This is a genomic window from Acidobacteriota bacterium (genome assembly GCA_016716715.1).
Classification (GTDB): domain Bacteria; phylum Acidobacteriota; class Thermoanaerobaculia; order UBA5066; family UBA5066; genus Fen-183.
The window spans coordinates 391,937-417,777 of the sequence record JADJVE010000003.1; the positions used below are offsets into that span (position 1 = coordinate 391,937).

Genomic DNA, 25,841 nt, shown 5'->3' on the forward strand with positions numbered 1-25,841 from the left:
AGAAGATGAGGATTTTCTTAGAAGGTGAATATTCGCGGCGGAGCGCCGCGCCGCGCCTGCTCCTTCTGATTGCGGCCGTGGCCCTCGCCGCACGGGCACCTTCGCAGAATCTCCCCTCTTCCTCTCCCTCGCTGTCTCCCTCTCCGACTCCCATTCCCTCCGTCCCCCTTCCCGCGGAGCTCGACCGCGTTCTCCGCGACTACGAGAAAGCGTGGTCTGCGCGCGACGCCGCGGGCCTCGCGGCACTGTTCGCGGAGGACGGGTTCGTCCTCCAGGGCGGCAAGCCTCCCGTGCGCGGGCGTGGGGCTATCCAGGCCGCCTACGAGGGGCACGAGGGCCCGCTCGCCCTGCGCGCGTTCGCATTCGGCGTCGAGGGCGCGACCGGCTGGATCCTCGGCGGCTACGCCCGGAAGGCGGGCGATCCGGACGACGGGAAGTTCACGCTCACGCTCCGCAAGGAGAGAGACGGCCGCTGGATGATCGTGTCCGACATGGACAACGGGAACCGTCCCCCGAGAAAGCAGCCTTGAACCCTCTCGTCGACGACCGCGGCCTCGACTTCCTGCTCTACGAGGTCCACGACGCCGCGTCGCTCCTCGCGTACCCCCAATTCGCCGACCACGCGAGGGAGACGTTCGATGCGTACGTCGGCGTCTGCCGGCGCTTCGCGCGCGAGACGCTGTTCCCCGCGTACCGCGTGCTCGACGCCGAGCCGCCGCGCTTCGAGGGCGGGCGCGTCACGGTGCATCCACTCCTTCACGAAATCTGGCCGAAGCTCGTCGAGATCGGCGTCGTCGCGGCCTCGCGCCCGTTCGACGTCGGCGGCGCGCAGCTGCCGCTCACCGTCGCGACCGCGGCGCACCTCTACGTCATGGCGGGCTGCTGCGCCGTCTACAGCTACGCCGGCCTCACGACGGGCGCCGCGCATCTCGTCGAGGCGTTTGGGAGCGCGGCGCTCAAGGCGACGTATCTCGCGCCACTCTACGAAGGGCGCTGGACCGGGACGATGGCGCTCACGGAGCCGCAGGCGGGCTCGAGCCTGTCGGACGTCGCGACGCGCGCGACGCCGGCCGGCGACCACTTCCTCCTCTCGGGCTCCAAGATCTTCATCTCGGGCGGGGACCACGATCTTTCGGAGAACGTCGTCCACCTTGCGCTCGCCCGGATCGACGGCGCGCCCGCCGGGATCCGTGGCGTCAGCCTCTTCGTCGTCCCGAAGCGCCGCCTCGAGAACGGTTCCCTCGCCCCGAACGACGTCACGACGGCCGGGCTCGTCCACAAGATCGGCTGGAGAGCGCTTCCGGCGGCCGTCCTCTCCTTCGGCGAGGCCGGCGACTGCCGCGGCTGGCTCGTCGGAGAGCCGAACCAGGGCGTCCCCTACATGTTCCAGATGATGAACGCGGCGCGCATCTCGGTCGGCGCCGACGCCGTCGCGACGGCTTCCGTCGCCTACCACGAGAGCCTCGCGTACGCGCGGACGCGGCCGCAGGGCCGGCCCGTGGGCAGCCGCGATCCGGGCAAGCCGCAGGTCCCGATCGTCGAGCACGCGGACGTCCGGCGGATGCTCCTGCGTCAGAAGGCGATCGTGGAGGGCGGCCTCTCGCTCATCCTCTGCGTCGCGCGGCTCGCGGACGTGTCCGAGCACGCGCCGGAGCCGGCCGAACGCGAGCGCGCGCAGCTCCTCCTCGACCTCCTGACGCCGGTGGCGAAGAGCTTCCCGGCCGAGAAGGGCTTCGAGTCGACTTCCCTCGCCGTTCAGGTGCACGGCGGCTACGGGTACACGAGCGAGTACCTGCCCGAGGCGCTCTGGCGCGACCAGAAGCTCAACTCCATCCACGAGGGGACGACGGGGATCCAGGCGCTCGACCTCCTCGGCCGGAAGGCCGTCGCGCAGAACGGCGCCGCGCTCGCGGCCCTGGGCCGCGAGGTCGCGTCGGCGTGCGCGCGGGCGCAGAAGGCCGGCGTCGCGCCGGACTGGATCGCGGCCGTGCGCGGGACGGGCGAGAGGATCGGCGCACTCACGGCGTCTCTCGGGAAGAAGGGCGCGGGCGGGGACGTCGAAGGCATGCTCCGCCACGCGGCGGACTATCTCGAGCTCTTCTCCACGTTCGTCGTCGCGTGGCAGTGGCTGCTGCAGGCCGCCGTCGCGCGCGAGGGGATCGACGCGGGCCGCGGGCCGGAAGCGTTCTACGAGGGCAAGCTCGCGGCCGCGCAGTACTGGATCCGAGCCGAGCTCCCGAAGGCGGCCGCGCTCGCGACGGTCTGCGAGGAGAACGAGGACTCGTACGCGCGGATGCGGTCCGACTGGTTCTAGCGGCTCACGCGTCCCCGACGCCGCGCACGCGCTCCTCGACCTTCGACCGCGCGGCGCCGAGCGCCTTCGCGAGCGCGCCGACGGCGACGCGCGCGCGGGCCGCGTCGCCGCACGTGAAGAGGTCCACGGCGGCCTCGCCGCGCTCGGGCCACGTGTGGATGGTGAGGTGCGACTCGGAGATCACGACGACGCCGCTCACGCCCTGCGGGCTCAGGCGGTGGATGTGGATGCCGAGAACCTTCGCGCCCATCTGCCTCACGGCGTCGACGAGGAGCGTCTCGACGAGGACGGGATCGTCCAGCGTCGCGAACGGCGCGCCCGCGACGTCGAGGAGGAAATGCACGCCGAGCGGCTTCATCGGATCCCCAGCGCGCCGACGGCGCCCTCGTTCGCGGGCTTGACCTTCCAGAGGAACGCGTCCCACACGTAGTGCGTCGCCTGCGGAAGAGCAAGGAGCGGCACGAGAAGAGCCAGAGCCAGCGCGCCCGGCTCGGCCGCGGCGCCCGGGAAGAAGCGCGGGTTGTCGTGCCAGACGAGGCGGTCCCAGCCCCACTCCTCCGCGAACGCGATCGCGAGGAGAGGCAGGAGGAAGAGCGGCAGGCTCGCGAGTCCCCGGTCAGCAAGGGAGGGAGGAGCCCCGGCCGCGCGGCGGCTCTCGGCCCGCGCCTTCGACGTGAACCACACGAGGCCGAGGTACGGGATGCCGTGGACGAAGACGTTCGTGGCCGTGAACGCGTAGTCCGAGTCGAGGACGACGATCCCGAGGAACCACGTGGCCACGGTCGTCAGCACGACGAGGATCTTGCCCCACGAGACGCGCCGGCCGGCGCGGGAGCGGGCGATCTCCTTGACGATCCAGGCCGCGAAGACCGCCGCGTAGAGGAGAAATGCGGCGCGCGCGACGGTGGGCGGCAGGCCGGCGAGAAAGTCGCCCTGCAGGAACCACTGGAACCGGCGCGGCAGGTGGGCGTGCCAGAAGAGGAGCGGTGTGAGCGTTGCGCCGTAGACGGCGGCCGCGTCGAGGCGCCGGCTCCACGCTCCCTCCTCGCCCTCGCCGTTCTTGCGGCGGTAGAGCGCGACCCAGCCGTACTGCTGGCGCACGAAGTGGAAGACCGCGAGGTACGCGAGGACCCTCCAGAAGAAGAGGGCCGACACGGAGTACGCGGCGACGCCGACGGCCCACGCGAGGAGCGGGACGCCGGCGTACAGGAGGAGCCGCTCCTGGGCGTCGGCGCCGTCCGCGAGGACGCGCCACCCCGTCGACCAGACGTGCGCGACGTCCACGCCGACGATCGCGAGGAGGAACAGCCAGGGCGGCGCGTCGCCGTCCAGGATTCCGGCCGCCTTCCCGAGCGCGAGGAGGGCGAGCGCGAGCGCCGCGGACCCGCCGAAGAGCAGGAGGTCGGCGCGGCGCGAGAAGAGCCAGTTCGAGGCGGTGTCGGGCACGATCGTTCCGATGTTAGCCCGCCGCGAGGATCGCCTCGGCGGCCCGGACGCCCGCGTCCTGCGCCTCCTCGAAGAGCGGCAGGCCGGCCGAGTCCGCGTGCGCGAAGTGGACGCCGCCCTCGGGCGCGAGGCGGCGCACGGGGCTCGAGAGGAAGCCCGGCGTCGGGCGGAGCATCGCGTGGCCCCAGCGCGCGAAGTCCATCCGCGTCACGAGCCCGGGCAGGTCCGCATGCGCGCGCGAGAGGTCGGCGAGGACCGCGGCCGCGAGGTCCTTCCACTCGGCGGAGAGGAGATGTTCGCGCGCCTTCACGGGCTCCTCGTCGGTGAGCGGCAGGTAGTACGTGAAGACCGTCGATCCGTGGTCCTTCCCGGCCTGGTGCGTCGCGACGACGTAGCCGAGCGAGCGGGAGTCGTAGAGGACGTTGTCCCACGCGAGGGGATGCCCCGTCTCCTTCGGGCGCCCCGAGAGCGTGACGTTCGCGACGAGCCACGGCGCGTAGGACAGCGCGTCGAGCCACGTCGGCGGCGCCGTTCGCCAGGGCGCGAAGACGTGCCGCGCCGCGTACTTCGGGAGCGCGAGGATCGCGTCCTTCGCCTCGACGGCGACGACCTCCTTCGTCTTTGCGTCGAGGTAACGCAGGCGAACGGGTGCGCCCTTCGCCGCGGACGGCACGACGTCGAAGACGAGCGCCCGCGAGTCGATCTTTCCTGCCGCGGATTTCGCGAGGTGCTGAACGAGCCGGCCGTTTCCCTCGGGCCACGTCAGGAAGTCCGACGGCTCCTCGTCCTCGTCCTCCCCGGGCAGGCGCGAGGCGTTGTAGTGGATGCCGGCCCACGCGGAGATCCGGTCGAGGTTCGTCCCGAAGTCGTCGCGGCAGCCATACTCGGCGAGCCAGCGCAGGCGCTTCGACGCGAAGCCGTTCGCGTCCAGCCACTCGGCCATCGTCGTGCGGTCGAGAGCGAGGAGGTCCGCGTCGTCCGAGGAGCGGCGCGTCGGGATCGCGAACGCGCGGCGCCCCTCGCCGTCCTTGCGGCCGGCGAGCGCGTCCATGAGGACGCGAAAGCGGTTCAGCTGCTCGACGTCCGCGCGCGAGGCCCCCTCGTACGGGTAGAGGCCCGCGTGCCAGCGGTTGCCGTGGTAGAGGCGCTCCTCGGGCTCGCGGCAGAGCATTTCCTCCGCCCACTCGGGAGCGCCGTCCGCGTCGCGCCCCACGAGCGCGCCGACCTCCTCGAGAACAGCCTCGAGCGCGGGGTTGCGGAAGGCCGGGACGGGGACGTAGTGGGCGCCCCACGGAAAGAGGCTCACGTCGCTGCCGCCGGAGACGGCGGTGCCGCCCGGCTCGGGCTCGAGCTCGTAGACGCGGAAGTCCGTCTCGCCCGCGCGCGCGAGGCGCCATGCGGCCGAGAGGCCGGAGACGCCGCCGCCGACGATCGCGGTTCCGACGCGCTCGGTTCTCACGGCGGGGCGCGCGAAAAGTTCGCCGCCCCGCAGGAGGTGGCCGAGAGAGGCGTCGGGCACGGCGAACCCGCCCGGAAACTCGAGGGCGCGCACGTCCTTTCGCGAGCAGCCCGCGAGGGCCGACGCGAACGCCGCGAGCGCGGGGGCCCCGACGAGCGACGCGATCGCGTCGCGGCGCGTCAGTCGAAGCGCTTCCACTCGCGCTCGTACGTGTGGACGAGGACCTGGTCGTTGAGGCGGTTCACGGGGGACTCCAGCGGGCCGGTGTCGGGGCCGAAGACGAAGAGAGTGGGGAGGAGCTCCGTCGAGAGCGCGCGGAGGTGCTCGGGCAGAGAGGAGCCGACCGTGAACGGCCGTTTCGCCGCGAGAACGAATCCCCACTCGCCGAAGGACGGCACCGCGACGTGGTACGCCTTCGTCGTGAAGCCGGCGGCCTTCAGCGTCGCGTCCACGATCCAGAAGCTCCGGCGCGCGAAGAGCGGAGACGTGGACTGGACCGACACGACGCCCTCCGGGTCGAGCCGTCTCGCGAGGAGCGCGTAGAAGCGCGACGTGTAGAGCTTCCCGACCGCGTAGCTGTTCGGGTCGGGGAAATCCACGATCACGACGTCGAAGAGGTCCTTGCCCGCGGCGATCCAGACCATCGCGTCGTCGTTGACGACGTGCACTTTCGGCGACGCGAGGGAGCCGCCGTTCAGCTCGACGAAGAGCGGGTGCGTTCGTGCGAGCCCCGTCATCCCCGGGTCGAGGTCCACGAGCGTGACGCTCTCGACCTCGGGGTGCTTGAGGACCTCGCGCACGGCGAGGCCGTCCCCGCCTCCGAGGACGGCGACACGCCGCCCGCGCCCTCCGGCGGCCGCGAACGCCGGGTGGACGAGCGCCTCGTGGTAGCGGTACTCGTCCACGGACGAGAACTGCAGGTGCCCGTTCAGGAAGAGCTGGAAGCCCGCGCGGTTCTTCGTGACGACGATGCGCTGGTAGGCCGTCGATTTCGCGACGATGACCTCGTCGGCGTACTGGGTCTCCTCGGCGACGGCCGTGAGGTGGTCGGCGAGGACGAACGCGGCAACGAGGATCGCGCCCGTGAGCGCCGCCCGGACGTAGAGGCCCGCCGGGTTGCCGATGCGGTCCCGGAAGAGGTGGAGCGACCAGAACGCGACCGCCACGTTCACGAGGCCGAACAGGACGGACGTCCGCGTGAGGCCGAGGCGGGGGAGAAGGACGAGCGGGAAGAGGAGAGAGGCCGCGAGCGAGCCGAGGTAGTCGAACGTGAGGACCTGCGACACGAGGTCGCGGAACTCGACGGCGTCCTTCAGGAGGCGCATGAGGAGCGGGATCTCGAGGCCGACGAGCGTCCCGATCAGGACGACGACGCCGTAGAAGACGGGAGGGAACCACCGGGGCGAGGAGAACGCGAAGAACAGGGCCGGGGCCGAGAGCCCGCCGATCAGGGCGACCGCGATCTCGGCGTCCACGAAGCGGCGCGCGACGCCGCGCACGACGTAACGCGAGAGAAACGCCCCGAGCCCGAGGGAGGAGAGGTAGACGCCGATGACGAGCGAGAACTGCGTGACCGAGTCGCCGAGGAGGTAGCTCGCGAGGGCGCCCGCGACGAGCTCGTAGACGAGCCCGCACGACGCGATCGCGAAGACCGTCAGGTAGACGGGCGTCACGCCGCGGGCGGACCCGGCGGCGCGGCCCTCCGCGCGGTCCGCGCTCACGCGCCCTCCGGGGGGATCGTCAGCCGCCCGTGACGGCGGCGGCGATGATGATCGCCATCGCGATCACGATCGAGCCGATGACGATGGCGAGGGCGACGTTCTGATCCTCCTCCATCTCCTTCTTGAGCGAGAAGGGGAGGACCTTCGGCAGGGTCGCGAAGAAGATCCCGAACAGGACGAGCCCGACGACCGAGAAGACGATCGTCGAGAACACCTGATGCCCGTGAAGGTTCCACCAGTCCATCATCACTTTCCTCCGCTCCAGAAGTGGTACGTACGGTAGCCGCCGGCGTTGCGCGCGCCCGGCGGAAGGGTTTGGTGCGTGACGCCACCGCCCGTCTCCCACCCGGTGAACGCGGCCCACGCGTACCCGAGAAGGAGGAGAGAGCCGAAGGCCTGGAAGATCCGTCGCATGGTTTCCCCTTAGTCGTCCGAGTCCGAACCGGAATCCGAGTCCGTGCGCTCGCCGCCAGCCGACGTGAAATCACTCTCCGCCCAGCGCCGGCCCTCCCACGAGATCCGCGAGAAGACCAGCAGGAACGGCGGCACCAGGAGGAACACGAGCGTCCAGATCAGGTGCGAGAGGTGGGGCACGCCGCTCGTGAGCCGGATCCGGAACTGCGGCGGCGCCTTCCCGCGCTCGGACTCCGGATCCAGCCGCGCGACCCACTTGCCGGCCGGAATGCGCGAGACCCGCACCGTGCGGCTCTGGCTTCCCTCGCTCCAGCTCTCGCCGCCGTCGACGCCGTGGTACCGGTCCGACACGAGGCCGAACGTCCGCACGTCGCCGCTTCCCTCGGCGATGAGACTCACGCCCACGCCGACCCAGTTGTTGTCCGTCGGCGACCAGATCACGGCCTCGAGGTTCGCCGTGCGCTTCGTCTCGAAGGGCTCGCTCAGGATCACGCGCTGGGCGGCCTCGGCTTCCTCGCGCGCCTCGCGGGCGGCGACGGGGTTCTGGGGAGCGGGCGCGGTCTGCTGCGCCCAGGCGCCGGCGGCGGCAGCCGTGCCGCGCTCGGCGTAGAGCATGCGATCTGCGTCGACGAGGTCGTACGTGTGGTCGAACACGACACGCTTCGGCGCGGTGACCTTCGCGACTGCAAAGATGACGATCGCGGCGAGCGCGAGGATCCGGGCCGTCTTCCACCAGAGATGGCTCGTCCCCGCGTGCGGCCACGGCTGGGCCGCGCCCACGCCGGACGGCGAGGGAAGCGCCGCCGAGGGGAAGGCGGCCGCGACGTCGTCGTGCGGAACGTAGGCCCCCTCGGTCCACGCGGACTCGGAGTCGCCGGATTCGCTCGAGAGCATGCGCGGCGGCGCGACGAAGTCGGTCGCCGTCGTCGTCTCGCCCTTCTTGACGGCCCAGTAGAACTCGCCGACCACGGCGCGTACGCTCGCGCGGCTGCGCGAGAAGATCCGGTAGCGCGCACCCTTGTACGTCGCGTATCGGGCTGTCGCCTCGACCCCTCCGCCCGGTACGGGCTCGAGAAGCGTGAAGTGGCCGTTCGACTCCGCGAGCCAGTGGTAGGCCTCGCTCTTCTGCTCCTTGAGCAGGTACTCGACCCAGAGATACGTCGTCCCGTCGGACGTCGTCTCCTTCTGGATGGCGCCGAGGACGGTGTACGTGTGGCCGTTCAGCGTGCCCTCCGCGCCCGGCGGGAGCGAGGGCTTGAACGGCACGGCCGTGAGTTTTCGGATGACCGCGAACTTGTCCGGCGGGCTCGTCTCGTCCTTGCCGCCGAGGATCGACCCGCAGTGCGAGCAGGCGATGCGGACCGTGTTCGCGGGGTCCTTCAGCTCGAGGGCGCCGCCGCAGGCCGGACAGTTCAGCGCCTGCGCCTTCGCGGAGGCCTTGCGGTCCTTCCAGGCCGCGAGGCCCTCGATGCCGAGGTCGGCAAGCTCGAGCTTCCGCCCGACGTAGAAGCCGTCGAGGCCCGGGTCGTCGCCGTAGTCGAGCGTGCCGAGCGAGCCGTCGGCGCCCGAAATGTCCGCGTAGCGGAACACCGACCCGGGCGGCGCGATGAAGGGCAGATCCCCTTCGGCCGAGACGTACGTGGCCTGCCGCACCTCGGCGACCGCAAAGCGGCCGTACGCGCCGAGGTCGAGGGACTGGCCCGGCGAGAGCTGCGCCCAATCGGGCACGGGCGGGGCCTTGAGCGGCAGCATCATCCAGAAGCCGCCCTGCGCCTCGGCGAGCCACGCGAAGCCGCCGTCCTGGAGCGCGACGTGCCACTCGTCCCACGTGCCTTCGCCCGTCGAGAGCTGGAGGCGCCCGACGATCGTGAACGGCTTGACGGTCTTGGACCCGCGGCTGCGCATCCCGACCTTGAACGGCGAGGACGTCGGGACGAGCTCGGCGACGACGCCGATCGCCTCGACGTCGACGCCGCGGCGCGCGACCGCGGAGCGGCACTGCCGGCAGATCGTCACGAGGGACGACCCGGCCGAGAACAGAACTTCCGCTCCGCAGTTCGGACACTGCGCCGCGCGTGCGCTCAAGGTGGGGAGATCTTAGTCGAGAACGAATCTCCCCACGAGACGCCCGTTCCGCGGCGCGTCAGGCGGCCCGGAGGAGGGGGGGCGGGGGGGCGGGGGGGGGGGCGGGGCGGGGGGGGGGGGGGGGGGGCCGCGAGCTGCCTCAGGACGAAGTGGAGGATGCCTCCGTGGAGGTAGTAGTCCACCTCGTTCGGCGTGTCGAGGCGGCAGACGGCCGTGAACGTCTTCTTGCGGCCCTCCGTGTCCGTCGCCGTGACCGTGAGCTTCTTCTTCGGCGCGAGGCCTTCGGCGATGCCGGAGACCGCGAACGTCTCCTGTCCGGAGAGCCCGAGGCTCGCCGCGTCCTGGCCCGCCTCGAACTGGAGCGGGAGGACGCCCATGCCGGCGAGGTTCGAGCGGTGGATGCGCTCGAAGCTCTTCGCGATGACCGCCCGGGCGCCGAGGAGCATCGTGCCCTTGGCGGCCCAGTCGCGCGAGGAGCCCGTGCCGTACTCGGCGCCCGCGAGGACGACGAGCGGGATCTTCGAGGCCTGGTACTTCATCGAGGCGTCGTAGATCGACATCTGCTCGCCGCTCGGGAAGTGGATCGTGACGTTTCCCTCGCTGCCGGGGATCAGGAGGTTCTTGAGGCGGATGTTCGCGAACGTGCCGCGCATCATGACCTCGTGGTTGCCGCGGCGGGCGCCGTAGGAGTTGAAGTCCGCGGGGGCGACGCCGTGCGCGACGAGGTACTTCGCGGCCGGCGAGTTCTTCGCGATGTTGCCGGCCGGGGAGATGTGGTCCGTCGTCACGGAGTCGCCGAGCATGACGAGGGCGCGCGCCCCGGCGAGGTCCTTCGCGGGCGCGGGGACTTTCGGGATGTTCGTGAAGAAGGGGGGCTTCCTCACGTAGGTCGAGGACTCCTCCCACACGTACGTCCGGCCCTTCGGGATCTTGAGATCCTGCCAGCTCGCGTCGCCGTCGAAGACCTCTCCGTACGCCTTCTGGAAGTGCTCGGGCTTGACCGCCGTCCCGATCGCGTCGAGAACTTCCTGCTGCGTCGGCCAGATGTCCTTGAGGTACACCGGCGCGCCGCTCCGGTCGGTGCCGATGGGCTCGACCGTGAGGTCCTTGTCCATCTCGCCCGCGAGCGCGTAGGCCACGACGAGCGGAGGCGAGGCCAGGTAGTTCATCTTGACCTGCGGATTGATGCGGCCTTCGAAGTTGCGGTTGCCCGAGAGCACGCCCGCCACGACGAGGTCGCCCGTCTTCACGGCCTCGGACACGGCGTCGGGCAGCGGGCCCGAGTTGCCGATGCACGTCGTGCAGCCGTAGCCCACGAGGTGGAAGCCGAGGGCCTCGAGGTAGGGCATGAGCCCCGCGTCCTTCAGGTAGTCCGTGACGACCTTCGAGCCGGGCGCGAGCGACGTCTTGACCCACGGCTTCACCGACAGCCCGCGCTCGACGGCCTTCTTCGCGAGGAGACCGGCGCCGAGCATGACGGACGGGTTGGACGTGTTCGTGCACGACGTGATCGACGCGATGACGACGGCGCCCTGCGGGAGCTCGTACGTCGTCCGGCCGTCCTTCACCGGGGAGGTCTTCGTGTCGGAGCCGGCCGGCGCCTTCTCGAGGAATCCCTTCAGCGACTCGCGGAAGATCTTCTTCGAGTCCTTCAGCGGCACGCGATCCTGCGGGCGCTTCGGGCCCGCGAGGGAAGGCTCGACGTCCTTGAGGTTGAGCGTGAGCGTGTCCGTGAAGACGGGCTCGGGCGAGTCGTCCGTGCGGAAGAGCCCCTGCTTTCTGCAATAAGCCTCGGCGAGCGCGACGGTCTTCGCGGGCCGGTTCGTGAACTTCAGGTACTTGATCGTCTCGGCGTCGACGGGGAAGAAGCCCATCGTCGCGCCGTACTCGGGCGCCATGTTCGCGATCGTGGCGCGGTCGGTGAGAGCGAGGCCCGCGACGCCGGGGCCGAAGAACTCGACGAACTTCCCGACGACGCCCTTCTTGCGGAGCATCTGCGTGACGGTGAGGACGAGGTCGGTCGCCGTCGCGCCGGCCGGTAGCGTCCCGACGAGCTTGAAGCCGACGACGTCCGGGATGAGCATCGACTGCGGCTGGCCGAGCAGCGCGGCCTCGGCCTCGATCCCGCCCACGCCCCAGCCGAGGACGCCGAGCCCGTTGATCATCGTCGTGTGGCTGTCCGTCCCGACGAGCGTGTCGGGGTAGGCCGTGTTCCCCTTGCCGGTGAAGACGACGCTCGCGAGGTACTCGAGGTTCACCTGGTGGCAGATGCCCGTGTCGGGCGGGACGACGCGGAAGTTGCGGAACGCGTTCTGCCCCCAGCGGAGGAACGCGTAACGCTCGCGGTTCCGGTCGAACTCGAGCTTCGCGTTGTTCCCGAAGGCCTGCGACGTCGCGAACTGGTCGACGATGACCGAGTGGTCGATCACGAGGTCGGCGGGCGCGAGCGGGTTGATCTTCTCGGGGTTGCCGCCCATCGCCGCGAGCGCCTCGCGCATCGCCGCGAGGTCCACGACGGCCGGGACGCCCGTGAAGTCCTGCAGGAGGACGCGCGCGGGGCGGAACGCGATCTCGCGGTCCGTCGGCTTCCTCACGTCGCGGTTCGCGAGCGCCTCGATGTCCTCCTTCGTGACGGTCCGGCCGTCCTCGTGGCGCAGGAGGTTCTCGAGGAGGATCCGGAGCGAGAAGGGGAGCTTCTTGACCCTGGGGAACTTCTTCTCGAGCGTCTTGAGGCTGTAGTACGTGTAGGTCGCCGAGCCGGCCTTCAGGCTGGCCCTGGTCTTGAAACTGTCCTGCATGTGTCCTCCGGCAGTCCCGCCGGAACCGGCGGGCGGGGCATTCTAGACGCAGGTCTGCCGGGACAGCCCTGATACAGGCGGATCAGGGAGCCGCGAGCCGCCGGACGAGCTCGTCCCACTCCTCGGGGGTGAGGGTCCTCTGGAGGTTGCTGAGGCCGTCCAGGACCTTCTGGTCGAGCTTTTCCTGGGCCGCCGTGACCTTCTCCATCGCCGTGATGAAGTCGTCCTTGGTGGAATTCTTCTTGTCGAGGAGGGAGAGGAACTTCTGGCCGGCCGAGCTCGGGTCCGCGCCCTGTTTCTTCAGGGCCGCGGCGAGGTCCGCGAGCGTCTTGTCGGCGGAGGCCCGCCGTCCTGCATCGGCGACGACCGCGGGCAGCTCCTTCTGCGCCTTTTCGGCGAGGAACGGCATCCCCCCGCCCGCGCCGACCTGGGCGACGATCGCCTTCCACTCCTCCTTCGGGACGGAGCCGCGGACGGCGAGCAGCGCCTCGACGGCGTCGAGGACGGCCTTGCGCCGCCGGTCCCGGAAGTCCTCGAGCGCGCGGTTGCGGTCCCCCTGCTCGGTGCCCCGGGTCAGGAGTACGGCCCGCCGCGAGGCGTCGGCCTGGCGGATCGCCTCCTTGTCGGCCGCGAGCCTTGCCTGCGTGGCCGGATCGAGGCCGGCCGCGAGACCGGGAAAGGCGGTCGTGGCGGCGAGGAGCGCGGAGAGGGCCGTTCTGCGGAAGGTCATGCTTGTCTCCTTAGGAGCGGCGTGTGTTCGTGCGGGCGAGCCGGCGGTGGGCGCCGGCGTGGCGCTCGCCCCCGGCGAGGGCGTCGAAGCGTACGGAGGCGAGGTGTGTCTCCAGAATTTCCGTCGCCTCGCCCCACGCGACGTGGGCAGGACACGCGGCGGAGAGCGGGCACGTGTGATCCGGGTCGAGGCACTGGTTGAGCGTCACGGGGTCGTCCATCGCGAGGACGACGTCGAGAAGCGAGATCTGGGAGGCCGGCCGCGCGAGCGCGATCCCGCCCTTGAGGCCGCGCGTCGTGGTGAGAAGGCCGGCCGCGCCGAGGCGCGCAACGATGCGCCGCACGAAAGAAAGCGGGAGCAGCTTCTGGGCGGCGACGTCCTTCACCTGCACCTGGGCTCCGGGAGGCAGAGACGCGAGGTGCAGGACGGTCCGGACCGCGTAGTCCGTTTCGCGTTTGATTCCCAGCACGTCGCGAAGCGTACACCGGCCCGCTTAAGATCCAACCCATGCCGAAGACCCTCCGGACCCTGCCCGCCCTCATCCTCCTCCTCGCGGCCGCGCCCGCCGTCGCGATCACGGCCGAGGAGATCGTCGTGAAAAACGTCGAGGCGCGCGGCGGCGCTGCCGCCCTCGCGTCGCTGAAAAGCCTGCGCCGCACCGGCCGGTTCGTGATCCCGGGGCGCAACCTTCTCATCACGACGATGGACGTGAAGGAACGGCCGGGACGCGTCCGGCAGGAGTCCACGTATCAGGGTCTCACGCAGATCCAGGCGTGGGACGGCGAGAGGGGCTGGCAGGTGCAGCCCTTCGAGGGCCGCAAGGAGGCCTCGCTCATGTCCGAGGACGACGTCAAGCCGTTCCGGCTCGCGGCCGACCTGGACGGCCCGTTCGTGGATGCGAAGGCGAAGGGTCACACGCTCGAGTACCTCGGGACCGAGGACGTGGACGGCACGCTCGCGCACAAGCTGCGCGTGCGCCTGAAGTGGGGAGGCGACGTCCTCGTCTGGATCGACCCCGACACCTGGATGGTGATCCGCGACCTGCAGAAGAACATGGTTCGCGGGGCCGAGCAGGTGATCGAGACGGACTACGGCGACTACGAGAAGGTGGGCGGCGTCTACGTCGCCATGAGCGAGGAGAGCGGGCCGGTGGGCTCGCCCCCGGCCTCGCGGGGCAAGTCGGTCTACGACAAGGCCGAAGCCAGCGTCGCGGTCGCCGCGGACACGTTCGCGTTCCCGGCACGAATCGCCGCGCCGGCGGGAGCGGGCCGATGAGAGCCGCCGCGCTCCTGCTCGCCTCTTCCCTCGCCGCATCCGCCGTATCCGCCGCGCCCCCCGCGGGCGACGCCGGAACGATCTCGGGCCTCGGCGCCCGCAACATCGGCTCGGCCCAGATGAGCGGCCGCATCGCCGCGCTCGCGGGCCGCGTGGAGGACGACGGAAAGGTGACTCTGTTCGTGGGCGCGGCATCGGGAGGCGTCTGGAAGTCGCTTGACGGCGGAACCACGTTCAAGCCCGTCTTCGACCGGCAGCCCGTGCAGTCCATCGGCGCGATCGCGCTCGACCCGTCGGCCCCGAAGGTCGTCTGGGTCGGCACCGGCGAGAGCTGGACGCGCAACTCCGTGTCCGTCGGTAACGGGATCTACCGCTCCGGCGACGGCGGCGAGACCTGGGCGCACATGGGCCTCCCCGAGGCCGAGCGCGTGGACCGCATCCTCGTGGACCCGAAGAGGAGCGACGTCGTTTACGCGTGCGTGCCCGGAAAGCTCTGGTCGGACTCGGCGGATCGCGGCCTTTACAAGACGACCGACGGCGGGAAGAGCTGGTCGCTCGTCCTCAAGGGCGGCAACCTCTCGACGGGCTGCTCCGGTCTCGCGATGGACCCGCGCAATCCCGACCGACTCTTCGCGGGCCTCTGGGACTTCCGCCGGAAGGGCTGGACGTTCCGCTCCGGGAGCGACGGTCCGGCGGGCACGTCCGGCTCGGGCCTCTTCCTCACGGAGGACGGCGGCGCGACGTGGAAGACGCTCGACGCGAAGTCCGCGCCGGGCCTGCCCGAGGGGCCGTGGGGCCGCCTCGACGTCGCGATCGCCCCGTCGAAGCCCGACCGGGTTTACGCGGTGATCGAGGGCGTGAAGTCGGCGCTCTTCCGCTCCGAGGACGGCGGGAAGACGTGGGCCCGGAAGGACGACAGCCAGCGGATGGTCTGGAGGCCGTTCTACTTCTCGCGCCTCATCGTCGACCCGACGAACCCCGACCGCGTCTACAAGCCGAACCTGACGCTCATCGCGTCCGAGGACGGAGGCGAGAGCTTCGGCGACGTGGGCGGCGGCACGCACGGGGACCACCACGACGTCTGGATCAACCCGAAGGACCCGAAGCACGTCGTGACGGCCGACGACGGCGGCCTGTGGATCTCCCACGACGGCGCGAACCGCTGGTGGAAGTGCAACAACCTGCCGGTCTCGCAGTTCTACCACGTGTCCGTGGACGAAAAAGAGCCGTACCAGGTGTACGGCGGCCTGCAGGACAACAGCTCGTGGGCCGGCGATTCCGCGTATCCCGGCGGCATCACGAACGGCCGCTGGGAGAACCTCTACAACGGCGACGGCTTCTGGGTCTTCGTGGATCCCACCGACCCGAACTTCGTGTACGCCGAGATGCAGGGCGGCTTCATCGGCCGGATCGACCGGAAAACGCTCGCGGCGCGCGACATCCAGCCGAAGGCTCTCTACAAGGAAAAGCTCCGCTGGAACTGGAACACGCCGATCCACCTCTCGCGCCTCGAGAAGGGGAAGCTCTACCTCGGCGCGCAGTTCCTGTTCGTGACGAAGGACGGCGGCCAGTCGTGGCAGCGGATCTCGCCCGACCTCACGACGAACGACGCCGTAAAACAACAGCAGGAAAAATCCGGCGGCATCACGGTGGACAACTCCGCCGCCGAGATGCACACGACGATCTACTCGATCTCCGAGAGCCCGCGCGACGCAAAGACGATCTGGGTGGGCACCGACGACGGCAACCTCCAGCTCACGCGCGACGGCGGGGCCGCGTGGACGAACCTCGTGAAGAACGTCCCGGGCCTCCCGGCGGCGAGCTGGGTCTCGTGGGTCGAGGCCGGCGCGCACGCCGACGGCGCCGCGTACGCGGCGTTCGACCGCCACACGTTCGGCGACGTTTCGCCGTGGGTCTACGCGACGAAGGACTTCGGGAAGACCTGGGAGCGGATTGCGGGCCCGTCCTCACGCGTCCGCGGCTGGGCGTACGTGATCCGGGAAGACCCCGTGCGGGAGGGCCTCCTCTATCTCGGCACGGAATTCGGCCTGTGGATCTCGGGGGACGCCGGGAAGACGTGGAGGGAGTTCAAGGGCGGGAACTTCCCGTCCGTCTCCGTGCGGGACCTCGCGTTCCAGACGCGCGACCACGACCTCGTCGTCGCGACGCACGGGCGCGGGATCTGGATCGTCGACGACCTGACGCCGCTCCGCGCGCTCACGGAGGACGTCCTCGCGAAGGACGTCGCGTTCCTCCCGGGACGCCCGGTCGTCCAGAAGCCGCGCGGCCAGGGCGGCTGGCCCGAAGGCGACGCCTCTTACGCGGGCCCGAACCCGCCGTCCGGCGCGGTCATTTCCTACGTCCAGAAGACCCGCCACACGTTCGGGCGCATGAGGCTCGAGGTCCTCGACGCGTCGGGCCGCGTGGTCGACACGCTCGCCGCGGGCAAGAGGAAGGGAATCAACCGGGTCGTGTGGTCGATGCAGGAGAAACCCCCGCGCGTCCCGACGGCCGCTCAGGCGGGCGGCGCCGGAGCGGGGCCGCGCGTTCTCCCCGGCACGTACACGGTGCGCCTGACGAAGGGAAAGGACGTCGTCGAGACTCCGCTCGTCGTCTCGCTCGACCCGAAGGCTCCGTTCACGCTCGCCGACCGCAAGGCCCAGTATGACGCCGCGATGCAGGCGCACGCGCTCTTCGGGCGCATGAGCGACGCCGTGGACCGTTTGAACCGGTACCGGGCGGTCGCGGCCGAGCGCGCGAAGGGACTCCCCGCGGGAGACGCGCTCCGCAAGGACCTCGACGCGTTCTCCGCGAAGGCCGACGCGATCCGCAAGGACGTCGTCGCGACGTCCGAGGGCGGAGCGATCACGGGCGAGGAGCGCCTGCGCGAGCACCTCGCGTACGTCTACGACGCGATCCTCTCGTACGAGGGCCGGCCGGGCGATTACCAGGTCGAGCGCGTCGCCGTCCTCGAGCGCGAGCTGAAGGACGTCGAGGCGCGCGCCTCCGGGCTCGCGGCGAAGGACATCCCGGGCCTCAGTGAGGTTCTGAGAGCGAAACGTCTCCCGCCGATCGAGTGACCGTCAGTAGTGGACCGGCATGGGCCGGGGCATTCCGATCGGGCCGCCGTAGCAGCAGCCTCCCCAGCCCGGGGAGTAGTAGCCGCCGTAGACGCTCACGCTCACCCCGGGTGAGTAGCCGTAGCCGTAAGAATCGCTCGGCCCCTCGTAGGGGTAGCAGCCGGAGGCCGTGACCGCGAGGGCGAGGAGGCCGGCGAGCGCGAGCGCGCGGGACAGGGTCTTCTTCATCGCATCCTCCTCGTCACTTTCCGTTCTTCTCGAAGGGGTACTTCTGGAGCGCGAGGGCCGCGCCCGTGGGGTCGACGACGATCGCGAGGCTGCCGTCGCGGAGATCCGCGCGCGGCGCGAGGACGATCCGGCCGCCGAGCGACTTCGCCTTCTCGGCGGCTGCGCCGGCGTCCGCGACCTTGACGTAGGGGAGCCAGTTCGAGTTCAGCTCCTTCCACGGCGTCACGTAAAGCCCCGCACGATTTTTCCCGCCCTTCCCGAGCACGAAATAGGGGAAGTCGACGCCGGCGATGCCCGCGTCGAGCGGCTTGGCGTCGTACCCGAGAACGTCCCGGTAGAACGCCATCGCGGCAGGCGCGTCCTTGGCCATGTGCTCGATCCACAGGAAGCGGCCGTCCGCGGGCGGAGCGTCCGGTGGATCGCCTCTTGCGATGTGGATCAGGCCCAGCAGGGCGCGCTGGGGATCCGTGACGACGGCCGCGCGCGCGAGGCCCGCGACGTCGAGCGGCGCTTTCAGGACGGCGCCGCCCTTCGTCTTGAAGGCGGCGGCCGCGGCGTCGACGTCCGGAACCGAGACGTAGCCGAGCCAGGTGGACTCGGGCAGGTCCGACTTGCGGGCCGACATGTCCACGATGCCGCCGATCGGCTGGCCCTTCTCGCGGATCACCTTGTAGGGATTCTCGCGCCCGGCGAGGGCTCGAACGTCCAGCCGAAGAGGCCGCCGTAGTACTTCTCCGCGGCCGCCGCGTCGTTCGTGAGGAGGTCGAACCACACGAACTTTCCGGCCAGCTGCGGCCGAACGGCCGCGGGCCCCGACGCGGGCCCGGCCACGAGCGCGGCCCCGAGAAGCAGCGAGAGCATGCCGGTTGCGAGGAGGATCTTCTTCATTGAAACCTCCGATGTCGACGGACACGATACCAGCGGCCCGCCCTCTTCACCTTCTAAGAGAATCTTCCGAGAAACTCTCTCACATCCGCGAACGACGCGGACGGCACGCGGTGGCCCCCGTCGTACATCCGGTGCTCCGCCGAGCGGAACCGCGTCGCGAGAATTTCCTTGTACGGCGCGATGCGCGAGGCGGGGTAGTACGGGTCGTGGTTCGTCGAGACGTGGAGGACGTCGACCGCGCGCGAGGCTTCGGTCGGCTCGCCCGGGCCGGTCCACTCGCCGGGCACGCCGCCGCAGAACGCGAGGACCGCGGAGAACGAGAGCCCGTCCGGCGGAGCCGCGGCCAGCCGGTAGTTGAACGAGCACGGCTGGCTGAAGCCCGCGAGGACCGTGCGCGCGCGGTCGCCGCCGTTCGCTGCGGCCCATGCGAGCGCGGCGAGGACGGCGCGGCGGTGGACGAGCCGGTTGTCCTCGGCGCGCGGCGAGACGCCCCAGTGGAAGCCCCGCTTCGGTTCGGGGTCGTCGAGGCCCGAAAGGAGCGTCGAGTGCGGACCCTGGAGCGACAGCACGAGGAAGGACGGCGGCGCCGCCTTCGCGAGGACGGCGAGGAGCGACTCGGCGTCCATCCCGTAGCCGTGCATCCCGAGGAGGACGGGCGCGGGGCCCGGGCCCTCCTCCGGCCGGCGCGCGAGGAGGCGCAGAGGAACCTCAACTGACAGGAACGCCTCGACTTCGCGGGACACCGGGCCTCCTCCGGGAACAACCTGCCCCCCTTTCGCGTATCAGGGGGCGTGGGAATGTTGTCATGACGGCCGCCATCGAGGTCCGGGGGCTCCGGAAGACGTACCGTCCCGCGTTCGGCGGGCGCTCGATCGACGCGCTCGCGGGGATCGACCTTGCCGTCCAGCCGGGAGAGCTCTTCGGCCTTCTCGGCCCGAACGGGGCCGGGAAGACGACGACCGTCAAGATCCTCCTCGGCCTCACGCACGCGACGTCGGGCGAGGCGTCGCTCCTCGGCCTGCCCGCGAGCGACCCCGAGAGCCGGCGCCGCGTCGGCTACCTGCCGGAGGGACACCGTTTTCCCGGCTATCTCACGGCCCGCCAGACGCTGTCGGTCTTCGGCCGCATGTCCGGCGTCGACCACGCGACGCTCAAGGCGCGCATCCCGGGCCTCCTCGAGCGCGTGAAGCTCGCGGACTGGATCGACGTAAAGGTCAAGAAGTTCTCCAAGGGCATGACGCAGCGCCTTGGCCTTGCCTCCGCGCTCGTGCACGACCCCGAGGTCCTCCTCCTGGACGAGCCGACGGACGGCGTCGATCCCGTGGGGCGGCGCGAGATCCGCGACCTCCTGCGCGCCGAGGCGGCAAAGGGCCGCGCCGTTCTCCTCAACTCCCACCTCCTCTCCGAGATCGAGCTCACGTGCGACCGCGTGGCGGTGCTGCGCAAGGGCAAGGTCGCGGCGATGGGGACGGTCGAAGAGCTGACAAGAAAGAAAGAAGAGAAGATTTCTTCGAATGGTTATCGGTTCGTGGCGTCCCCGCTTTCCGAGGAACTGATCGCCGACTTCCGGGCTCTCGGTGCGGGGGCGGAGCGCGTGAACGGGCACGTTCGGCTCACCGCCCGCGATGCGGCGCACCTCAACGAGCTCGTCGATGCGACGCGCGCCCGCGGCGCGCTCCTGACGGAGCTCACTCCGGAGAAATCGTCCCTGGAAGACGTGTTCGTGGATCTCGTCAAGGCAACGCCGGAGCAGACGCAATGAGAGCGCTCGCCGCCAACATCGAAGAGGTCTTCCGCGAAGCGGCCGCGCGCTGGACGCTGCTCGCGTACTTCGCGCTGTCGTCGCTCTTCATCCTCCTCTTCGCCGTCGCCGTGAACCTCGACGTCGTGAACGGCGCGCTCGCGGGCGCGAAGATCTTCGGCGCGGACGTCCACATGGGCCGTCAGTCCGTGGATCTCGACAAGCTCGTCCTCGGCTTCGAGTCCGGCTTCGCGGGCTTCCTCTACGTGGTCGGGACGTTCCTCGCGATTTTCGCCACCGCGCACCTCGTGCCACGCCTGATGGAAAAAGGCACGGTCGACCTCTACCTCTCGCGCCCGGTCGGGCGCGTGCCCCTGCTTCTCTCGCGCTATCTCGGCGGCGTCCTCCTCTCGGCGTCGAACCTCCTCTACCTTCTCGGGTCGATGTGGCTGCTCGTGATCTGGAAGACGCGACTCGTCCACCCGCGCTTCCTCTTCGCGGCCGGGATCATCCTGTTCGGCATCGCGGCTCTCATGGCGTTTGCGTTCCTCATCGGGACTCTCACGTCGTCGACGGCCGTTTCCATCATGGCGACGTTCGCCGTCTTCTTCCTCTCGGCCATCCTCTCGAACCACGACCGCATCGCGGCCGCGATGTCGTACGAGTGGGCCGCGCAGCTCGTCCACGGTCTCTACTGGGTGTTCCCGAAGACGGCCGAGCTCGGCACGGCCGTCGTGGCCCTCGTCATGGGCGACCAGGGCCCGGCGCGGATCCAGAAGGCCCTTGCCCTCCAGCCGTTCCTCACGACCGGCGCGTTCGGCGCCGGCTGCCTCACTCTCGCGTGCCTCCGTTTCCGGAGAAAGGACTTCTGACCATGAAGCGACTCGCCGCCTCCTCCGCCGCCCTCGCCTTTGCCGCCGCGCTCGCGCTCCCGGCCGCCGCGGCCACCGACAGCGCCCTCGCGCTCGTTCCGGCCGACGCGACCTCCGTGGGCGTCATCCACGTCGCGGACCTGCGCACGAGCCCGCTCGCCGCGCGCGTCTTCTCCGACACGGACAGGCTCACGGTGGACGGCGACGCCGCGCACTTCCTCGCCGAGGCGCGCCTGAACCCGAAGGAAGACGTCGACACGGTCGTCGCGGCCGGCTCGCCGAAGAGCGCCGGCGGCGCCGCCGGATGGGGCCTCGTCCTCTTCGAGGGCCGTTTCGATCCGGCGGCCCTCTCGGCCGCGATCGCCGAGCGCGGCGCGGTGAAGAAGTCCACGCCCGCGGGCGACTACTTCCTCCTTCCCGACAAGGGCCAGAACGGCGCGCGGCACGAGCAGGGCGCGATCGCGTTCGCGAGCAACCACCTCGTCATCGCGGGCAACGAGGCGTCCGTCGTCGCGGCGCTCGCTCAGCGGAGCGCGGGCGGCACGGCATTCCGCTCGGGCGCGGGTCTCGGGCGCCACCTCGGCCGCATCGACTCCGGCGCGTCGGCGTGGGCGCTCGTGGACGTCACGCGCCTCCCGGTCGGAGAGAAGGCGAAGACCTTCCACGCGTCCGGCACGCTGAACGGCAAGGAGTTCGACGTGAAGGCGCAGTCCGGGCCGCAGGACGCGGCCATGTCGCTCGTGTCTTCCATGAAGAACGTCTCGCTCCTCGCGCTGCAGGCGACCGCCAAGGGCGACGCGCTGAAGCTGAGCGCGACGGGCGTCGCGAGCGACGAGGAGACGGCCGGCCTCATGGAGGACGCGCTCCGCGGCGTCCTCGCCGCCTGGCGCCTCGCGGCGCAGGACAAGTCGCCGGACACGGTGGCCGTCCTCCGCAAGTTCACCGTCACGCGCGACAAGGCGACGGTCTCGATCAACGGCACGCTCCCCGGCGCCACCGTCCGCGCGATGGCCGAGAAGAAACACGCGAAGGCGCAGGTCGACTGAACCGATTTCGTCGCAGAACTTCCGAGACGGGCGCTTCGGCGCCCGTTTTCTTCTTTGTTAGGATCTCTCGGTGAGCGCGGTCTTCTCGATCGAACAGTTCCTCCAGGTGCACGAAGGGCAGGTTTACAACCCGCTCACGGACCGCACGCTCAAGGCCGGAGAGCCGGGATTCGCCGAGGTGAAAGCGCTCGCCGCGCGGCCGCCGATCCCGACGTCCGTCCCGCCGGAAACCGAGCGGCTGCTCGCCGACGGCGGCTGGCTCGTCGCGAACGGCGCGGACGCGTCGCGCTTCCGCCTCAAGTACGTCTCGCTCGAAGGCCACACGGTCTGCAACCAGGCCTGCTACTTCTGCCCCGTCTCGATCGCGCCGCGCGCCCCGCACGCGATGCCGATGGAGATGTACGAGCGCATCGCGGGCGAGCTCGCCGCCTACCGCGACACGCTCGAAGGCGTCTTCATGATCAATTACAACGAGCCGACGGCGGACCCGCGCTTCCTCGAGCAGGTGAAGGTCCTGAAGAAGAACGGCCTGCCCGCCGCCGTCCTCACGAACGGCTGGGGGCTCACGCCCGAGCGCGTCGACGCGCTCCTCGAGATGGGCGGCCTCCGGTACCTGTCGATCAACCTCTCGACGCTCGACCGCGAGCGTTACGCGAAGGACCGCGGGGCGGACCATTTGCCGATCGTCCTCAGGAACCTCGAGTACGTGAAGGACAAGCCCGTCGCCAAGGAGATGGTCGTCGTCGTCCTCGGCCGCGGCGACGCCGTGCACAAGCAGGACTTCGAGGACATCAAGGCACGCTACGCCGGGACGCGCTTCGAGGTGCGGACGTACGAGGTCATGGACCGCGCGGGCCATCTCGATCTCGGCCTCAAGCCCGAGGCGCCCATCGCGCGCCTCCGCGGCTGCGAGAACGTCGGCTCGCGGCCGCTCCAGCACCTCCACATCACGCCGCACGGAGAGTGCGTCCTCTGCTGCGAGGACTACGACGAGCGCTACGTCGTGGGCGACCTGACGAAGTCGAGCGTCGCCGAGGTGTTGCGCGGCCCCGAGATCGCGCGCCTCCGCCGGTGGAGCTACGGCCTCGAGGACGCTCCGGATGACTTCATCTGTCGGAAGTGCATCTACGCCCTGAAGGGCTGAGCGTCCTCGACCGTAAGGGCCGTCTCCTTTATTCCCCCGGAACCACCTGCCAGGTCTTGTCCGGGTTGAAGCGGTCCATGGTCTTGAACGCCTCGAGCGTTTTCTCCCCGAAGTCCTTCTGGTAGACGACGCCCGTGTGGCTGACGATGAACGTCTTCACACCGGTGACCGCGTAGTCCGCGGGGGCCGCCACGAGCGCGAAGCCGCCGATCATCACGCCCTTCACGACGTAGTCCATCGCGCCCATCGGCGCCGCCGGGCCCTGGCCCTTCAGGATCTTGAAGTAGTAGCCGTGGAAGGGCTTCATCTTGTCGGTGTAACCCTCGGCGATGAACTGCGCGATGTTCTCGCCGACCGGCCCTTCCCACTTCCCGTCCGCGGTCTTCCACGCGAGGCCGTCCTGCCTGCCCGGCGTCGAGATCGTGCGCTGCGCGTACTGGTTCACGCGCGAGCCGTCCCGCTTCTTCGAGGCGTACTCGTGCTGCGCTTCGACGTATCCGCGGCAGAACTGGATCGCGTCCAGCTCGTTGCCGCCGATGCGGCGGTAGAGCATCTCCTGCCGGCCCGCTTTCGTGTCAAACCGCCAGCCCTTCGGCCCCCGCACGAGCGGGACCGGCGAGGGCCAGTCCTCGTCGCCGACGAACAGGGTCGCGCGGCCCGCGTTCTTCGGATCGATCTCGACGTGGTGCTTCGCAAGGCCCTGCCGGGCGAACGCGCCGGCCGTGTTCCTGTCCTGAACCGGGTCCTCGGTGGAGAAGAGGTCGGCGCCGTCCGGACCGAGGATCTCGGTGAGGGCCGGGACGTCGAACCGCGCGGCCGCGGAGATCAGCGCCTCGGCGGCGGCCTTCGGCGAAGAGAAACTCTTCTGCGAAGAGGAAGACGAGGGAGAAGAAGAGGATTTCTCAGAAGGTGAAGAGGGTTCGGGCGCGCCCGACGCGAATCGCGCCGAGCCCAGAGCGAAGACGATGGCGGCCAGGACCCAACCGCGCGCAGCGCGCGGGATCATTCGAAGAAATCCGCGGACGTTCTTCATCGTGTTCATCTCCTCACCTCCGCCCGCCGCCGCCGCGCCCGCCGCCGCCGCCGCCTCGTGAGCCGCCGCCGCCGCCGCCGCGCGAGCTCATGCTCGACGAGCCGCGGGAGCTGCTCGAGCGCGCGCTGCTGCCGCTGTAGCCGCCGGAGCCTCCGCCGAAACTGCCTCCTCCCCTCGATGACGAGCCGCCGCCGCCCATGTCGCGGCCGCCGATACTGTCTCCGCCGCGGCTTCCGCCGCCCGACGAGCGATTGCTCGCGCTCGGGCTCGAGCCCCCGCCGCGGTTCCCGCCGCCCGAGGACATGTTGCCCGCGCTCGGCGAGCCGCCGCGGTTCCCCGCGCCGCCCGAGGCGCGGTTGCTCGCGCTCGGCGACCCGCCCGCCCGGCTGTTCTGCTGGCCGCGCGTCTGGCCGCCGTACTTGTTCGCCGTCGCCTTGTTTCCGTACGGCGTGCCGCCGCGGTGAGAGGCGTTGTGATTCCAGTTGCCTCCGCCGCCCTGGCCGCGGTTTCCGCCGTTGATGTTCGTGTTGCGGTTGAAGTTGTTGTTGACGTTGACGTTGACGTTGCCGCCGCCCCAGCCGCAGCCGCAGCACGAGCCGCCCCAGAACGCGGCGCCGATCATGACGCCCGCCGTGAAGGTGAAGAACGCGGCACCCGCCGTGTAGGGCGGGTAGTAAACGGGCGGGTACGGGTAGACCGGCGGCGGGTAGACGTACGTCGGGTTGTACGAGGGCACGTAGATGACCTCGGGGTTCGAGGACTGGACGACGATGACTTCCTTCGTCTCGATGACCTTCGTCTCGACCTTCATCTGCTCGTTCGACGCGAGCGCGCCCTTGTCCTTCGCCTTCTTCCTCATCCTCTGGCAGGCGTCCATGACGTCCTTCTGCTGGTCGAGGAAGGCGTTGCCGAGGTCCGTCGTCCACTGGATGTCGTCCGCGAGCCGCTTGACGGCCTCCGGGACGGCCGCCATCGACTGCACCGCGGGATCCCACGGCTGCTTGGCGACGGCGTCCGCGAGCGCCTTGTCCTTCAGGTCCTTGTTCTTCGCCATCCACTGCTGGAGCTGAATGAGCTCGAGCGGGTACGTCGAAGACGCGAGGACCATCGCGAGGAGATCGTCCGGATAAAGGGCGATCGGCGCGACGAGCGAGTCGATCTGGTCGGCCGTGAGCGGCGGATCGTCGGCTTCGGCCGCGGCGGCCGGTGCCGCCGGCGGAGTCGCCGACTGGGCCAGAAGAATCCCTTCGCCCGGCACGAGAAGGACCGCGCAGGCGATCGCGATGGCGCTCCGCCAGGCACGGCCCGGGACACCGATTGAGTTCGTCTGTCGTTTCATGGTGCGCCCACTCCTGCTGTTGGGAAGATGGCTGGCGGAATCATACCTGTGGAGCGAATGTGCGCATCGCGCTGCGGCCTTGCCTCTCCGGTGGCGGCATGCCGCCATCCCTGACGGCGGATCGCCAAGAGGGGCTTGGGCAAGGGTCCTTCACCGGAGCGGCGCATCCGCAAGTGAAGGCCGGAGAAAGACTTCTTGAAAGATGATCGGCTCCGGGCGCTGGCACCG

24 protein-coding genes are annotated in these 25,841 nt (G+C 70.2%); 8 read left to right on the top strand and 16 right to left on the bottom strand.

Features of this window, described 5'->3' with window-relative positions; translation table 11 throughout:
• Positions 1-5 precede the first annotated feature (5 nt).
• Entirely contained in the window at positions 6-530 is a 525-nt protein-coding gene (locus IPL89_06615; protein MBK9062854.1) for a nuclear transport factor 2 family protein, read from the top strand.
• Complete coding sequence (locus tag IPL89_06620) at positions 527-2,314, top strand: acyl-CoA dehydrogenase (protein MBK9062855.1); 1,788 nt, start codon at positions 527-529, stop codon at positions 2,312-2,314. The genes IPL89_06615 and IPL89_06620 overlap by 4 nt, the downstream gene beginning before the upstream one ends.
• 4 nt (positions 2,315-2,318) lie before the next feature.
• On the opposite strand, the gene speD is transcribed toward IPL89_06620, so the two are convergent.
• The 10 genes from speD to IPL89_06670 form a co-directional block, all read right to left on the bottom strand.
• Complete coding sequence (gene speD, locus IPL89_06625; GenBank protein ID MBK9062856.1) at positions 2,319-2,672, bottom strand: adenosylmethionine decarboxylase; 354 nt, start codon at positions 2,670-2,672, stop codon at positions 2,319-2,321.
• Positions 2,669-3,760 (bottom strand): hypothetical protein, encoded by a 1,092-nt coding sequence (locus IPL89_06630; GenBank protein ID MBK9062857.1) that lies wholly within the window; start codon positions 3,758-3,760, stop codon positions 2,669-2,671. The genes speD and IPL89_06630 overlap by 4 nt, the downstream gene beginning before the upstream one ends.
• A 13-nt stretch (positions 3,761-3,773) precedes the next feature.
• Positions 3,774-5,417, bottom strand: coding sequence for an FAD-dependent oxidoreductase (locus tag IPL89_06635; protein ID MBK9062858.1), 1,644 nt, complete (start codon positions 5,415-5,417; stop codon positions 3,774-3,776).
• A complete protein-coding gene (locus tag IPL89_06640; protein MBK9062859.1) occupies positions 5,399-6,892 on the bottom strand; it encodes a polyamine aminopropyltransferase in 1,494 nt (497 codons plus the stop codon). The genes IPL89_06635 and IPL89_06640 overlap by 19 nt, the downstream gene beginning before the upstream one ends.
• A gap of 67 nt (positions 6,893-6,959) precedes the next feature.
• Positions 6,960-7,184, bottom strand: coding sequence for a DUF350 domain-containing protein (locus tag IPL89_06645; protein ID MBK9062860.1), 225 nt, complete (start codon positions 7,182-7,184; stop codon positions 6,960-6,962).
• 2 nt (positions 7,185-7,186) lie between these two features.
• Complete coding sequence (locus tag IPL89_06650; GenBank protein ID MBK9062861.1) at positions 7,187-7,354, bottom strand: hypothetical protein; 168 nt, start codon at positions 7,352-7,354, stop codon at positions 7,187-7,189.
• A gap of 9 nt (positions 7,355-7,363) precedes the next feature.
• Positions 7,364-9,439, bottom strand: a complete 2,076-nt coding sequence (locus tag IPL89_06655) for a DUF4178 domain-containing protein (protein ID MBK9062862.1) — start codon at positions 9,437-9,439, stop codon at positions 7,364-7,366.
• Positions 9,436-12,237 (bottom strand): aconitate hydratase AcnA, encoded by a 2,802-nt coding sequence (gene acnA / locus IPL89_06660; protein MBK9062863.1) that lies wholly within the window; start codon positions 12,235-12,237, stop codon positions 9,436-9,438. Before acnA ends, IPL89_06655 begins: the two co-directional genes overlap by 4 nt.
• 82 nt (positions 12,238-12,319) lie before the next feature.
• Positions 12,320-12,967, bottom strand: coding sequence for a hypothetical protein (locus tag IPL89_06665; protein ID MBK9062864.1), 648 nt, complete (start codon positions 12,965-12,967; stop codon positions 12,320-12,322).
• 10 nt (positions 12,968-12,977) lie between these two features.
• The gene (locus IPL89_06670; protein ID MBK9062865.1) at positions 12,978-13,436 is read right to left on the bottom strand and encodes an Rrf2 family transcriptional regulator; all 459 of its coding nucleotides are present in this window, start codon (positions 13,434-13,436) and stop codon (positions 12,978-12,980) included.
• Positions 13,437-13,474: 38 nt separating this feature from the next.
• On the opposite strand from IPL89_06670, the gene IPL89_06675 reads away from it, so the two are divergent.
• Entirely contained in the window at positions 13,475-14,242 is a 768-nt protein-coding gene (locus tag IPL89_06675) for a hypothetical protein (protein ID MBK9062866.1), read from the top strand.
• Entirely contained in the window at positions 14,239-17,322 is a 3,084-nt protein-coding gene (locus IPL89_06680) for a sialidase (GenBank protein ID MBK9062867.1), read from the top strand. Before IPL89_06675 ends, IPL89_06680 begins: the two co-directional genes overlap by 4 nt.
• Before the next feature lie 3 nt (positions 17,323-17,325).
• On the opposite strand, the gene IPL89_06685 is transcribed toward IPL89_06680, so the two are convergent.
• From IPL89_06685 to IPL89_06700, 4 genes are read right to left on the bottom strand one after another with little or no spacing between them, the layout of a single operon-like run.
• Positions 17,326-17,550 (bottom strand): hypothetical protein, encoded by a 225-nt coding sequence (locus tag IPL89_06685; protein MBK9062868.1) that lies wholly within the window; start codon positions 17,548-17,550, stop codon positions 17,326-17,328.
• Between the two features lie 13 nt (positions 17,551-17,563).
• The gene (locus tag IPL89_06690) at positions 17,564-18,217 is read right to left on the bottom strand and encodes a VOC family protein (protein MBK9062869.1); all 654 of its coding nucleotides are present in this window, start codon (positions 18,215-18,217) and stop codon (positions 17,564-17,566) included.
• Positions 18,214-18,438, bottom strand: a complete 225-nt coding sequence (locus tag IPL89_06695; GenBank protein MBK9062870.1) for a hypothetical protein — start codon at positions 18,436-18,438, stop codon at positions 18,214-18,216. Before IPL89_06695 ends, IPL89_06690 begins: the two co-directional genes overlap by 4 nt.
• Before the next feature lie 53 nt (positions 18,439-18,491).
• On the bottom strand, positions 18,492-19,181 hold the full coding sequence (locus tag IPL89_06700) for a hypothetical protein (protein ID MBK9062871.1): 690 nt from the start codon (positions 19,179-19,181) through the stop codon (positions 18,492-18,494).
• Positions 19,182-19,243: 62 nt separating this feature from the next.
• On the opposite strand from IPL89_06700, the gene IPL89_06705 reads away from it, so the two are divergent.
• From IPL89_06705 to IPL89_06720, 4 genes are all read left to right on the top strand, one after another.
• The gene (locus IPL89_06705) at positions 19,244-20,200 is read left to right on the top strand and encodes an ABC transporter ATP-binding protein (GenBank protein MBK9062872.1); all 957 of its coding nucleotides are present in this window, start codon (positions 19,244-19,246) and stop codon (positions 20,198-20,200) included.
• Positions 20,197-21,051 carry an ABC transporter permease subunit gene (locus tag IPL89_06710; protein ID MBK9062873.1) on the top strand — a complete coding sequence of 285 codons (855 nt, stop codon included), beginning with the start codon at positions 20,197-20,199 and terminating at the stop codon, positions 21,049-21,051. Before IPL89_06705 ends, IPL89_06710 begins: the two co-directional genes overlap by 4 nt.
• 2 nt (positions 21,052-21,053) lie before the next feature.
• Positions 21,054-22,097 (top strand): hypothetical protein, encoded by a 1,044-nt coding sequence (locus tag IPL89_06715; GenBank protein ID MBK9062874.1) that lies wholly within the window; start codon positions 21,054-21,056, stop codon positions 22,095-22,097.
• 70 nt (positions 22,098-22,167) lie between these two features.
• Complete coding sequence (locus tag IPL89_06720; protein ID MBK9062875.1) at positions 22,168-23,241, top strand: radical SAM protein; 1,074 nt, start codon at positions 22,168-22,170, stop codon at positions 23,239-23,241.
• Between the two features lie 28 nt (positions 23,242-23,269).
• Here IPL89_06720 and IPL89_06725 read toward each other — a convergent pair whose 3' ends face one another.
• Both IPL89_06725 and IPL89_06730 read right to left on the bottom strand, forming a co-directional pair.
• The gene (locus IPL89_06725; protein ID MBK9062876.1) at positions 23,270-24,247 is read right to left on the bottom strand and encodes a DUF2950 domain-containing protein; all 978 of its coding nucleotides are present in this window, start codon (positions 24,245-24,247) and stop codon (positions 23,270-23,272) included.
• Positions 24,248-24,287: 40 nt separating this feature from the next.
• Positions 24,288-25,613, bottom strand: a complete 1,326-nt coding sequence (locus IPL89_06730; GenBank protein MBK9062877.1) for a DUF3300 domain-containing protein — start codon at positions 25,611-25,613, stop codon at positions 24,288-24,290.
• Between the last annotated feature and the right edge of the window lie 228 nt (positions 25,614-25,841).

Bases quoted from the DNA above. Each gene is read 5' to 3' on its own strand.
- IPL89_06615 (MBK9062854.1), top strand. From the start codon at position 6: ATGAGGATTTTCTTAGAAGGTGAATATTCGCGGCGGAGCGCCGCGCCG.
- speD (MBK9062856.1), bottom strand. From the start codon at position 2,672: ATGAAGCCGCTCGGCGTGCATTTCCTCCTCGACGTCGCGGGCGCGCCG.
- IPL89_06645 (MBK9062860.1), bottom strand. From the start codon at position 7,184: ATGGACTGGTGGAACCTTCACGGGCATCAGGTGTTCTCGACGATCGTC.
- IPL89_06650 (MBK9062861.1), bottom strand. From the start codon at position 7,354: ATGCGACGGATCTTCCAGGCCTTCGGCTCTCTCCTCCTTCTCGGGTAC.
- acnA (MBK9062863.1), bottom strand. From the start codon at position 12,237: ATGCAGGACAGTTTCAAGACCAGGGCCAGCCTGAAGGCCGGCTCGGCG.
- IPL89_06665 (MBK9062864.1), bottom strand. From the start codon at position 12,967: ATGACCTTCCGCAGAACGGCCCTCTCCGCGCTCCTCGCCGCCACGACC.
- IPL89_06675 (MBK9062866.1), top strand. From the start codon at position 13,475: ATGCCGAAGACCCTCCGGACCCTGCCCGCCCTCATCCTCCTCCTCGCG.
- IPL89_06680 (MBK9062867.1), top strand. From the start codon at position 14,239: ATGAGAGCCGCCGCGCTCCTGCTCGCCTCTTCCCTCGCCGCATCCGCC.
- IPL89_06685 (MBK9062868.1), bottom strand. From the start codon at position 17,550: ATGAAGAAGACCCTGTCCCGCGCGCTCGCGCTCGCCGGCCTCCTCGCC.
- IPL89_06695 (MBK9062870.1), bottom strand. From the start codon at position 18,438: ATGAAGAAGATCCTCCTCGCAACCGGCATGCTCTCGCTGCTTCTCGGG.
- IPL89_06705 (MBK9062872.1), top strand. From the start codon at position 19,244: ATGACGGCCGCCATCGAGGTCCGGGGGCTCCGGAAGACGTACCGTCCC.
- IPL89_06710 (MBK9062873.1), top strand. From the start codon at position 20,197: ATGAGAGCGCTCGCCGCCAACATCGAAGAGGTCTTCCGCGAAGCGGCC.
- IPL89_06715 (MBK9062874.1), top strand. From the start codon at position 21,054: ATGAAGCGACTCGCCGCCTCCTCCGCCGCCCTCGCCTTTGCCGCCGCG.
- IPL89_06725 (MBK9062876.1), bottom strand. From the start codon at position 24,247: ATGATCCCGCGCGCTGCGCGCGGTTGGGTCCTGGCCGCCATCGTCTTC.
- IPL89_06730 (MBK9062877.1), bottom strand. From the start codon at position 25,613: ATGAAACGACAGACGAACTCAATCGGTGTCCCGGGCCGTGCCTGGCGG.